This is a genomic window from Leeuwenhoekiella sp. A16 (assembly GCF_047946675.1).
Classification (GTDB): Bacteria; Bacteroidota; Bacteroidia; order Flavobacteriales; family Flavobacteriaceae; genus Leeuwenhoekiella.
In genome coordinates this window covers 3,242,182-3,253,714 of the sequence record NZ_CP172313.1, presented here as the reverse complement: position 1 = coordinate 3,253,714, position 11,533 = coordinate 3,242,182, and the positions used below count along the sequence as shown (strand labels likewise).

The following is an 11,533-nucleotide window of genomic DNA, read 5'->3' as shown; positions in this document are numbered from 1 at the left end:
GTTTTTTATTTTTTTAGTTGAATACTGTGGTAAGCACTGAAAAATCGGCTTGTGTGTAAGCATAATTGTTCCAATATTGCCAATAATCGTAGTAAGCTTCAATACGGGATTTCTCAGTAAACTGAAGGCTTTGCTGAATTTGAAGTAAGGTGGTAAGATCTATAAGACCACTTTCATAACGTACCTTAAACAAGCGATAGGATTCAGCCGCTGATTGATATGCAGCTTCCGCTTCAATAATTTCTTCTTTTGATTTTTGAATATGAAATTGTAATGAATTTTGTTGTTCATTTAAGGAGCGTTTCACGACTTCCATTTCCTGGGCAACGCGTTGCTGTTCTTCTTGGACTTGTTGTGTTTTTAATCCTTTGGAATACCACTGACTTAAATCCCATGTTAGTCCCACCCCCATGAGATAATTATTGATGGGTAACTGATAACTGTCCTGAAACGCCTGACTATCGTCACCAAATCCAACTCCTCTTACCAGTCCACCGGCAAGGAGTGAGATATCTGGGAATACCTGATGATTTATAATTTCCTCACGCACCTCAAGCCTTTCCTGCTGATGCTCTTTTTCTGTGAGTAGGGGGTGGAGAGGAATAGAATTGTGAACTTCAGCCTGTGTGATCAAGAAGAACGGCTTTGGTACATTTTCATTAATTAATTCAGTGCCGGTATATTCAAAAAGCTGATTCTTAAAACGATTGGTTTGTGCTTCCCATTTTTTTATTTGACCTCTGGCTTGTTGTAGACTGGTAGACGCAATTAAGGAATCAGCAGCAGAAGCCAGCCCAGATCGCACCAGGCTGGAAGATAACTGCAGCAAATTTTTATTGCGTTCGGCTTCCCGATTGGCCCAGCCATGCATAGCATTACTGTACATCCAGCCCAAATACACCTGAGTGACCTCATGTTTAAGTTTTAAGGCTTCAATATCAAAACTTGTTCGGGCTTGCTGCTGGTTTACCTGAGCAAGTTGAACCTGATCCCTGTATTTTCCAAACCGAAGGAAATCCCATTTAATAGTGGCCGATGCCATTGAGTTTACAGCTGTATTCCCATTAATTCCCGTACCACTTACGTTAAAAAAACCAGGTAGGGGAATAAATGCACCAGCAGCGCCTTCAAAAGTCCCAAATGTATTTTGCGCCTGCAGATTTAGGTCAGGTAGGATTTTTTGTTTGGCAAGTCTATAATCGTAATCGGCAGATTTAATGCTTGAGGCTTCTGCTTGTAATCCGGGATAGGCAGCAGCCTCTTGATAAAGTTGTGACAATGGAATATTTTCTGAAGTTTGTGCGCAAGTAACTGAATACGATAGCACAAAACATCCCATTATCAGCATTCCATATTTCATAATGCTGTGTTTTTTAAAAAGATAAATAGTAATCAAAAGGAGTTCATACCGAAAAGCCCGGTATCAACGAAATAAAGAAATAGATGGAATGTTTACGCGTAGTATTGCAAACGCTGAAATTGAATGTAGAACGGCGAATTGTAGCCGTAGGGTAAGGGTTTTAAAGCATATTTCCTATTTCGGGTTTTTGCAAAAAGCAAGAAACTTACCAAAAAAGAAGCATATAAAGAAAGTAAAAGTGCTTGGGGATCCTGAACAAATTTTACAAGAAATACAAAATTTGAAGAGATTGCCTCAACAGCATGCTGAACCCCTTTCTTACAGATAGAGAAACTGCTGTTCACAGATTCCGTAAGTGTTTTTTCTGAATGCTGATAATAATTCTCCACATGACCTTCGGTTACCCAATTGAGTACGCTCTTTTTAAGCGCACACGAATTGGTAACGATCATCCAAAAGGAAAAAAATATGAGGACAGACTTATGCATCAGAAATTTAAAGTGTAAAAATAAAAATATATTTTGGAATTAATTGGAAACTTTTGATTCAGTTTAATAACGAGTTATTCTGTTTTAATGAGGTAATTTGTTTCTTACTAATCCATAAACAAATGTTCCTAAAAGCGCTGCGGCAATGACAACGAGAATGGAATAAAACCCTGCACCGGCCAGTACATACATCGGTCCGGGGCAAGCACCTGCAAGGGCCCATCCCAAGCCGAAAATTATACCGCCGATCAAATAGCGGGCTATGCTCTTTTCCTTCGGTTTCAATTGCATTTCCTGATTTCCGAAAGCCTTGATGCCCTTGCGTTTTATGACCTGAACCCCGATTATTCCCAAAACTAAGGCCGAACCAATAATACCGTACATATGAAAGGAGCCAAACTCGAACATTTCATAAATACGAAACCAGGATGCCGCTTCAGATTTATACATTATAATACCGAAAAAAATGCCTACTGCTAAGTATGTTATATATTTCATATTTATCCAAATATTAAAGGGTAAATCAAATGAACCATTATTAAACCACCAATAAAAAATCCAATTACGGCAATGAGCGATGGCAATAGTAAATTGCTCAATCCAGAGATCGCGTGTCCAGAAGTACAACCTCCGGCATAACGAGCCCCGAAGCCTACCATAAATCCACCAAAAATTAAAATCGCAAGCACAAACGGATCATCGAGATTTTCTTTCGCAAATAATTCTGGCGGCAAATAAGCTTTTCCTCCACTATCAATTCCATAGTCTTGAGAAAGCTGTTGAGCGACCTTGGGATTAATTGCTACCGTATTGTTAGACATATAATTTGAGGCCAAAAAACCACCGATTACCGCGCCTACTACGACCATCAAGTTCCAGCGCTCTTTTTTCCAGTCAAACTTAAAAAAGTCGGCAGCTTTTCCGGCACCTCCCATAGAACACATTGTCCGCAAGTTTGAGGACATTCCGAATTGCTTCCCCAAGAACAATAAAATGAACATTGTCAGGGCAATTAAAGGCCCTGCAACGTACCAAGGCCAAGGTTCATAAATCCAATTCATAAAGTTTATTTTGTGGCAAATATGAGCATTTTGAGAGAACTGGACGGTAACAAAGGTTACACGACTCAATAACTTGTTTCATCTAATTTCACTTTCCCGTGAAATGTTTTATATAAAAACAGGAAATACCCAGCTAACAGCGGTGTACTGATAAGCACAATGGTCAACATTATACCTAAGGATTTTTGGGATGATGCTGCATTGTAAATCGTTACACTGTATTCTGGGTCTATTGTTGCTCGTAATAAAACTGGATATAACTGAACAGCAACAAGCATTAACAAAAACGCCATTGTTAATGATGAGAATATCAGAGCAATTGAATATTTCTTTTTTGACACTAAGCGAGGCACATTTGCAACCGCTAAAAAAGCCAAAACAGGAATTATAAAGAGTACAGGATATTCTTTAAATCTATCTGTAACCCCTGGTAAAAATACAAGTGTATATAAAGAGGTGGCTGCGAAACTAACGATAAAAAATATCATTCCTTTTTTTAATAAAAAAGTCAATCTTGCGTATAAACGCCCTTCGGTTTTTAACAGTAAAAAGATCGCACCTTGTGTCATAAACAACGATACCATCGTTAAGCTAACCATTAGTGCATAAGGATTTAAAAATGAAAAGAACACCCCCCCTTGTGGCTGTGGTTTTCAGCTAATTCAAACCCTTGTGAAATGTTAGCTAAAATGACACCTAGCAAGAATGATATTAATGTGTTGGAGACAAAGTAAATAATATCCCAAGTTTTACGCCACCACTTCATTTCTTCTGCACTTCTAAATTTAATAGCAGAAGAACGCAATACTAAAAAAACATTAACAAGAGCATAAAAGGGACATACATTGCCGATAACATTGTGGCATACATCACTGGAAAGCCTGCAAATAATGCACCAATACCAATAATAAGCCACACTTGATTAGCATCCCACAATGGGCCAATTGCATTAATAGCAATACGCCTGCTTAAATCCTTTCTGAAGAATAAATGCCACATTCCAGCGCCATAATCAAATCCTTCTAAAATCGCATATCCAGAGAACAATAAACCCACCACTAAAAACCAAAGCGTCGGATAATCTATACCTAAAAAACTTTCCATTGTGCCTCGTTTAAATGTAATTTAAAAATTCATCTGGGTTTTTAGCTTCATCATACGGACCATGTTTTATTTTTTTATTTACCGAATAAAGGAAGAGTATGAATAATATGGCATAAACCACTAAAAATAATATTAATAAAAAGAGAACTTGATTCGATGATACCTCTTGTGAAAAGCCTTCGTCTGTTCTTAAATGCCCATAAACTGTCCAAGGTTGTCTGCCCATTTCTGCTGTAAACCAACCCACCTGATTGGCAATTTGTGGTAAAAGCACAGAGAATGCAAAAATCTTAAACAGCCATCTTTTCTTAAATAAAGTTCCGCGCCACCATAAAAAGCTGGCATATAGTGTGAGTCCTATAAGTAACATGCCAATAGAAATCATAATATGATAAAATTGAAATACAGCGTTGACTTGTCCAGGTCTTTCATCCTTCGGAAAAGCATTTAAGCCTGTAACCTCTGCTTCAAAATCTTGGTCAATCATAAAGGATAGACCACCGGGTAATTTGAGGCCTGTGACTTCCTGGGTTTCATCATTTACCCAACCAAGCAAATATAAATCTGCAGGCGCTGACTCTTTGTAGTGCCCTTCCATTGCGGCCAATTTAGCAGGTTGGTTTTCGGCAACTACTTCCGCAGAACTATGCCCTGAAAGCAATTGTGTTAAAGAAATAAGGGTAGCTAAACCCAAGGCAATTTTGAAGGCTTTTTTAGAAATTTCAATATATCGCCCCTCGAGCAGATAATAGGCGTGAACGCTTAATACTAAAAACGCACCTGCCAAAAATGCGCCCTGCCACACGTGAATTATCCTATCTACACTAGAAGGATTGAAAACCATTGCCCAAAAATCAGTCACTTCGGCTCTTGCATTAAAACCTTCACCTACAATGTGATAACCTGCAGGCGTTTGTTGCCAACTGTTAGCCACAACAATCCATACGGCCGAGAACATTGACCCTAGAAAAACGCCTATTGTTCAGATGAAATGCACCTTAGGTGAAACTCTGTTCCAACCAAACAGTAAGATGCCAAGAAAGGCACTCTCTAATCCAAATGCGAACAAACCCTCTGAGGCTAATGCGCTACCAAAAATGTCGCCTACATACCTAGAATACACAGCCCAATGGGTGCCAAATTCAAATTCCATAATTATACCAGTGGCAACACCTATACCAAAGGTAATGGCGAAGATTTTTAACCAAAAGCGGGTTAAAATTTCATATTGTTTATTACCTGTCTTCAAATACATACCTTCCATAAAAACCATAATTAATCCCAAACCAATACTTAAAGGCGGGTAGATGTAATGGAAGGCAATGGTAAAGGCAAACTGGATCCGTGCAAGAATTTCTACATCCATAAAGGTGTTAATATTTTGTTTCAAAGGTAGAAAAATGCCTTTCTAACCTATGTAACATATGTAACCCTAATATGGATAAAATCAATTTATTTTTTAAAAATAGACTTAAGTAACAAAGGTTACACATAACATACATTCTCTGTATTATATTTGTCCCTATCTTGAAAACTAAAACCTACATAGCGGTACTATTAACCTTTATCTTTATGGCGAAGTTTACTGCTATAGATGCAGATGGACTGAATCTTTTATTTAGCGGAAGTGATATTTCTTTCGTAAATCCGCACTGTAAAAAAGAAAAACCTCCAAAACATTTAAAGAAAACCGCTGATTTTTCGCAAGCTGATCTATCAGCCTCTCAAGTGATTGCTTTAAATGGTTTTTGTACCTCGCAGTTTCAGTTAGAGTTTTTCTATTGGGAAACGATTTTTCCCAATCCTATTGCCGTTTTCAACGAACATTTCTCTTCAAGATTAAGTTATCTTTACTTAGATAATGCCTCACCTCCTCCACGTTTGTCCTAACAAGGATTTTATAAATTTTCATTGGGTTTTTCTTATGGCTCTTATTCCTAATTTAATAGGGATACCCCATCCTTCTCTTCCGTTAAAGATTGAACTACTTTTTGGCTGTAGTGGTCAAATTTTGAAAGGCGTCCTATAAATAACGGTCGAGTATAAATTGAAATGAGCTCTGTAATTCTAACTTTTTAGGAATTATAGTGTAGCAATAGAATCACGTTCTATTCTTCTATTTATATAGCTATAGCAATAAAATAGAAATCCGTAACACTACTGTTTCACGTTAAATCAACTTTTAACGGTTGAATCTGGCATGCGCTTCAAATAAACAATTTTAGGCTTCTTTCTTTTTAAAGCTGAACGCTGCAGATCAATCTATAAATATACAATATGAAAAAATACGCATTTATAGCCCTCTTTGCCCTGCTTACTTTGTTCAGCACAAATGACATACAGGCACAGCGAATAGCCAAAGACAAAAACAATTATGTGGTGCTTACCAAAAAAATGCCACAGTTGCAACCCATAATCTTAACCGCAGAAGCCCTGAAATTAGAAGAAGGAGCAAATTTTGGTGATTTTCAGGTCATTATTTGCGGCAAGGAAATAGTTGATATTACTGATACCGAAAAAATAGGAGACTTCATTACAAAAGCCGAAAGAGCAGGTGTGCAACTAATAGCCTGTGGCTTTTCGCGCGATAAATTCAAAGTAGATAAAACCAAAGTTCCAAAAGAAATTGAGGTTGTTGAGAACGGAATTCTGTACAATTTTCAACTTCAGAAAAAAGGGTATAAAAGTATAAGCTTATAACTATGATATTATTCATAAAATATCTCGCAACAACTTTTGTATTAGTTGGAATTATATTCGGAATGGTTTCTTGTAAAACGGAAAAATCGGACACATTGAAAAAAAATGATTCTGTTAAAGACACCTTGCGTATTACGATATTACAGACCGCCGATATACACGGTCAACTGGACACTCATCCCGAATTATTTTGGGAAGATAAAAAGGTAGTATTTAAAAACCGTGGTGGTCTCGCTAATATTAAAACTCTTTTTGACAGGGAACGACAGAAAAACCCAAATAGAACTATTATCGTGGATGGTGGTGACCTTATTCAAGGGAGCGGTTACACTGCTTTATCTGAAGGAAACGTGATGCCTGATATAATAAAAAATATGGGCTATGATGTCATCATTCCCGGAAACTGGGAAGTGGTTTATGGTAAAGATATTATGATGAATGTTATGAAAGGATATGACACACAGGTCATTGTTCATAACATGTATCATGATAATAATGAAGAACGTTTATTCCCAGCGTCTTGGGTTAAGGAAATCGAAGGTATCCGTTTAGGTTTTATTGGTATTAACGACCCGGATGTTCCCGTTAGACAAAACCCCATTTTTAGTAAAGGAATTGACTTTAGTGGACTAGACGAAAATCTCAAGAAAATGGTGGACGATTTTAAGGTCGGTGAAAAGATAGATGTTCTGTTTTTGGTAACGCATCTAGGAATTTTTAAGCAGGTTGAGCTTGCCAATAACTCCATAGCAGAGCACGCAGATTATATATTGGGTAACGATACCCATGAACGTGTGCGCGAACCCATACAAGGCAAATATGCAAAGGTTACTGAACCCGGTGCATTCGGTTCTTTTGTAGGTAAGTTAAGCCTGAATTTTGTGGATGGCGTGTTAGTGGATGACGATTATGAACTCATTGAGGTTGACCCGGAAGTCTTTTCAGCCGATGAAAAAATACAGGCGCTGGTTAATAAGGCAAAAGCACCTTACAAAGCGTATTTGGAAACCATAGTCGGTTATACCAGCACACCTATATATAGATATTTAACGGTAGAAAACCCGATGGACAATATGATAACCGATGCCGCTCGCTGGAAAACGGGTGCAGACATTTCAATATCCAATGGATTTCGGTTTGGTAACCCCATTGTGCCCCAAGATGGAAAACCGGCACCGATTACCAGGGCTAATCTGTGGAACTTACTTCCCGTAAATGAAAAGGTAAAAACAGGAAAAGCAACCGGAAAACAGATAAAGGACTGGCTGGAAAAGGAAATGCACAATGCCTTTTCCCAAGACCCAACCGAACGTTTTGGGGGTTGGTTAGTGCGATTTTCAGGAATGAAGGTCAACTTCAACAGCCAAAATGAAATGGGCAAACGTATCCATAGTATAACTGTAAACCGCGAGCCGATGCAAGATGAGCAATATTATACCATCTCTGCCTGTGTGCGTCCTGGAGACCCAATAGATAATCTATGTAGGATGCCCAATGTAAAGGATGTTGAAGTGAAAGATTATACCATTCACGAAGTTGTGGAAGAGTATCTTCAAAAAAATTCACCAGTATCACCCATTTTAGAAGGTAGGGCCTATAGTGAATACCTGGGCAAATATTCGTTTTCAACCGTACCAAAAACTAATTATAAATTTCAATAAAAATCAAAATCATGAACAATAAGAAAAAAAACAATAGTACCAAAAAAGGGTGGATTAAATATGGAATTTTTACCATAGTAGCCATCACGCTTTATGCAACAGGACTGCACACAGAAGTTATTGGTTTTGCACAACGCGGGCTCCTTGCTACCGGTTTAATGAATCCCGATGTGACTCAAATTACGCGGTCAAGAACCAGCGAAGGCAATGATGCTGTTACCTCAGACTCAAACCCTTCTAAAGTAGATTTCAACCTGAAATTAACTGACCAAGATGGTAACGCGCGTTCTTTAAAAGAATTTAAGGGCAAGGTTATATTTCTCAACTATTGGGCAACATGGTGTCCTCCTTGTGTTGCAGAAATGCCCAGTATTAATAAACTGCATGAAGAAATGGGAGATGAGATTGCTTTCGTAATGCTATCGTTTGACCAGGATTTTGAAAAGGCCAAAGCTTTTACTACGCGTAAGGAGTATGATTTACCCATCTATGCTCCTGCCGGTAATCTTCCGAGTATGTTACAATCGTCGGCCTTACCTACAACCTATGTAATCGATGCTGAAGGCAATTTGGCCATGACACATATGGGGATGGCCGATTATAGTGATCCGGAGTTCAAAAAATTCCTAAAAAGTTTAAAATAATATTTAGATAGGGATGGATGTTTATCAATCTCCATCCCTTTAAATCATTAAAATCCAAAGTTTAATATGCGCTATCTAAAATCAATGTTGATTTTCATCATTGCGTTGATAAGCCAAAGTGGCCACTCGCAGATGATGGAGGCTCCTGAATGGAATGCAGAAGTTCAAGAAAAAAATATTGCTTCTGGCGATACCATTACGGTACTTTTCACTGCCAAAATTCCGCAGGATTGGTATATGTATTCCAGTGACTTCGATCCCAATGTGGGACCTATTGTTACAGAATTCGAATTTGCTAAAAACAATCAGTTCGAAACCTTGGGAACATTGGAGCCTATTGGTCAAAAGAAAAAGTATGATGAGCTTTTTGAAGGCGAGTACACCTATTTTACCGAACAGGCAAAATTCAAACAACAGTTTATTGTCAAGAATGAAAACCCAGCTATCAACGCCAGCGTTTCTTATCAGCTATGCTCCCATGTAACTGGCCAATGCATCCCTTATACCAGTGATATTGCAGTATTTGAAATTGGATCAAAGATAGGGGCTAAGGTGGACAAATCATCAAAAGTTGTAGCAGCACCTAAGAATTTGGAAGCATTTGACAATAAATTTAAATCCACAGAGACTGAAGGGCAAGGTTTTTCTTTTCTATTGACGTTTTTCTTTTTATCGTTTGGCGCAGGTCTGGTTGCATTGCTCACACCTTGCGTATTCCCAATGATCCCAATGACCGTTAGTTTTTTTACAAAATCGAATACCAGTCGTAAAAAAGGAATTGCACAGGCTATTTTATACGGCATTTCCATTATAGCGATTTATACTATAGTTGGAACATTATTTTCGGTATTGTTTGGTGCAGATTTCGCTAACTTTTTAAGTACGCACTGGATCCCAAACCTATTTTTCTTTGCCATATTTATAATATTTGCGCTTTCCTTTTTCGGTTTGTTTGAAATACGCTTACCCAATAAGTTTGTAAATAAAATGGATTCACAGTCGAATAAAAGTGGAGCCCTGGGTATCTTTTTTATGGCTTTTACTCTGGTCTTGGTAAGCTTTAGCTGTACGGGACCTATAGCGGGAACCATTCTTTTACAGGCCGCAAATGGCGAAACCATTCAGCCCATGGTGGGAATGTTAGGGTTTTCTTTGGCCTTTGCATTGCCGTTCACCTTATTTGCTATTTTTCCAAATTGGCTAAAATCAATGCCTAAAAGTGGGGGGTGGCTGAATACCGTTAAGGTGGTGCTAGGTTTTATTGAGTTGGCACTTGCCTTAAAATTCTTAAGCATAGTGGATCAGGTCTATCATTGGGATATCCTGAACCGTGATGTATATCTAGCCTTCTGGATCGTTATATTCGCTTTTCTTGGATTTTATCTTTTGGGCAAAATAACCTTCCCACATGAAGAAAAAAAGGAAAATACATCTGTAGGACGTGTAATCTCAGCCTTACTGGTTTTTAGTTTTGTAATCTATCTTATTCCCGGTTTGGTAGGTGCGCCCCTAAAGGCATTGGCTGGTTATATGCCACCGCTAAGTTCGCAAAGTTTCGTGATGAATTCGCCACAGGTTTCAAGTGTTTCAAATAACACTGTGGGAACTTCAGAATGCGGTGCGCCAAAATACAGAGATCTGCTGGAACTGCCCTATGGGATTCAAGGCTATTTTGACTATGATCAGGCCTTAGCCTGCGCAAGAAAACAGGACAAACCTTTATTTATAGACTTTACAGGTCACGGTTGTGTAAACTGTCGGGAAATGGAAGCGGCCGTTTGGTCTGATCCCAAAGTACTCAAACGACTTAAGGAAGATTATGTAGTCGTTGCACTTTATGTTGATGAAAAGACCGAGCTACCGGAAAACGAATGGTACGTTTCTGCGCAAGACCAACGCATAAAGAAAACCATTGGTGGTCAAAACTTAGATTTTATGATACAGAAACTTAATGCAAACGCACAACCCTATTACACCTTAGTAGATACAAATGGCTCACTGTTAAGTGCTCCCAAAGCTTATGACTTGAATGTGAACAATTTTGTTGAGTTCTTGGATAATGGCCTAAGCGAATTTGAAAACAGAAAGGCAAGTGAACTCGCTGAAAATAATAAATCAACTAGTTCAGAACCTAATTCTTTGGTAAATTAATAATATTAATTTCAATCGCTTTGGATTTAAAGAAATCCAAAAAAATCCTCTAAAACATTAGTGTCCGGTTAATTTTTTTTAAAAATGGGAATCTGGATTTTCCCGCTTTATAAATTGGTTTTACCATAAAAAAAAGTACTACGAATACGCACTTTAACGGACATCCCAGTTATTAAACTTGCTTCTAGAGCACATTGTTACCCGGACAGCCTGCAAGGGAACTACCACAAATTTAAGGGAAAATATATACCACAATGAATTTGTCGATAAATTAAACCGTAGGTATGCTGGAGGACGCCTCTTAATTACCAATATCCTAAAACCATTAACAACTAACAAAGTAGGTGTTAATCTATTATTACAT

9 protein-coding genes and 2 pseudogenes are annotated in these 11,533 nt (G+C 38.1%); 5 read left to right on the top strand and 6 right to left on the bottom strand.

Annotated features, from left to right (window positions below):
- Nucleotides 1-13: 13 nt before the first annotated feature.
- From ACH3O9_RS14210 to ACH3O9_RS14185, 6 genes and pseudogenes are all read right to left on the bottom strand, one after another.
- Nucleotides 14-1,348 (bottom strand): TolC family protein, encoded by a 1,335-nt coding sequence (locus tag ACH3O9_RS14210; RefSeq protein ID WP_416441566.1) that lies wholly within the window; start codon nt 1,346-1,348, stop codon nt 14-16.
- 104 nt (nt 1,349-1,452) lie between these two features.
- On the bottom strand, nt 1,453-1,848 hold the full coding sequence (locus ACH3O9_RS14205; protein ID WP_416441564.1) for a hypothetical protein: 396 nt from the start codon (nt 1,846-1,848) through the stop codon (nt 1,453-1,455).
- Nucleotides 1,849-1,932: 84 nt separating this feature from the next.
- Complete coding sequence (locus tag ACH3O9_RS14200; protein WP_416441562.1) at nt 1,933-2,346, bottom strand: DUF6691 family protein; 414 nt, start codon at nt 2,344-2,346, stop codon at nt 1,933-1,935.
- Nucleotides 2,347-2,348: 2 nt separating this feature from the next.
- On the bottom strand, nt 2,349-2,909 hold the full coding sequence (locus ACH3O9_RS14195) for a YeeE/YedE family protein (RefSeq protein ID WP_416441560.1): 561 nt from the start codon (nt 2,907-2,909) through the stop codon (nt 2,349-2,351).
- Between the two features lie 65 nt (nt 2,910-2,974).
- Nucleotides 2,975-4,013 (bottom strand): annotated as a pseudogene (gene cydB / locus ACH3O9_RS14190) (cytochrome d ubiquinol oxidase subunit II).
- Nucleotides 4,014-4,023: 10 nt separating this feature from the next.
- A pseudogene (locus ACH3O9_RS14185) lies at nt 4,024-5,379 on the bottom strand (cytochrome ubiquinol oxidase subunit I).
- 206 nt (nt 5,380-5,585) lie between these two features.
- On the opposite strand from ACH3O9_RS14185, the gene ACH3O9_RS14180 reads away from it, so the two are divergent.
- From ACH3O9_RS14180 to ACH3O9_RS14160, 5 genes are all read left to right on the top strand, one after another.
- A complete protein-coding gene (locus ACH3O9_RS14180; protein WP_416441558.1) occupies nt 5,586-5,903 on the top strand; it encodes a hypothetical protein in 318 nt (105 codons plus the stop codon).
- 387 nt (nt 5,904-6,290) lie between these two features.
- On the top strand, nt 6,291-6,713 hold the full coding sequence (locus ACH3O9_RS14175; protein WP_416441556.1) for a sulfur reduction protein DsrE: 423 nt from the start codon (nt 6,291-6,293) through the stop codon (nt 6,711-6,713).
- 2 nt (nt 6,714-6,715) lie between these two features.
- Nucleotides 6,716-8,374 (top strand): bifunctional metallophosphatase/5'-nucleotidase, encoded by a 1,659-nt coding sequence (locus ACH3O9_RS14170; RefSeq protein ID WP_416441554.1) that lies wholly within the window; start codon nt 6,716-6,718, stop codon nt 8,372-8,374.
- A gap of 11 nt (nt 8,375-8,385) precedes the next feature.
- Nucleotides 8,386-9,018, top strand: coding sequence for a TlpA family protein disulfide reductase (locus ACH3O9_RS14165; protein WP_416441552.1), 633 nt, complete (start codon nt 8,386-8,388; stop codon nt 9,016-9,018).
- A gap of 66 nt (nt 9,019-9,084) precedes the next feature.
- The gene (locus ACH3O9_RS14160; protein ID WP_416441550.1) at nt 9,085-11,169 is read left to right on the top strand and encodes a cytochrome c biogenesis protein CcdA; all 2,085 of its coding nucleotides are present in this window, start codon (nt 9,085-9,087) and stop codon (nt 11,167-11,169) included.
- Nucleotides 11,170-11,533: the final 364 nt, after the last annotated feature.

Bases quoted from the DNA above. Each gene is read 5' to 3' on its own strand.
- ACH3O9_RS14200 (WP_416441562.1), bottom strand. From the start codon at position 2,346: ATGAAATATATAACATACTTAGCAGTAGGCATTTTTTTCGGTATTATA.
- ACH3O9_RS14170 (WP_416441554.1), top strand. From the start codon at position 6,716: ATGATATTATTCATAAAATATCTCGCAACAACTTTTGTATTAGTTGGA.
- ACH3O9_RS14175 (WP_416441556.1), top strand. From the start codon at position 6,291: ATGAAAAAATACGCATTTATAGCCCTCTTTGCCCTGCTTACTTTGTTC.
- ACH3O9_RS14210 (WP_416441566.1), bottom strand. From the start codon at position 1,348: ATGCTGATAATGGGATGTTTTGTGCTATCGTATTCAGTTACTTGCGCA.
- ACH3O9_RS14180 (WP_416441558.1), top strand. From the start codon at position 5,586: ATGGCGAAGTTTACTGCTATAGATGCAGATGGACTGAATCTTTTATTT.
- ACH3O9_RS14165 (WP_416441552.1), top strand. From the start codon at position 8,386: ATGAACAATAAGAAAAAAAACAATAGTACCAAAAAAGGGTGGATTAAA.
- ACH3O9_RS14205 (WP_416441564.1), bottom strand. From the start codon at position 1,848: ATGCATAAGTCTGTCCTCATATTTTTTTCCTTTTGGATGATCGTTACC.
- ACH3O9_RS14160 (WP_416441550.1), top strand. From the start codon at position 9,085: ATGCGCTATCTAAAATCAATGTTGATTTTCATCATTGCGTTGATAAGC.
- ACH3O9_RS14195 (WP_416441560.1), bottom strand. From the start codon at position 2,909: ATGAATTGGATTTATGAACCTTGGCCTTGGTACGTTGCAGGGCCTTTA.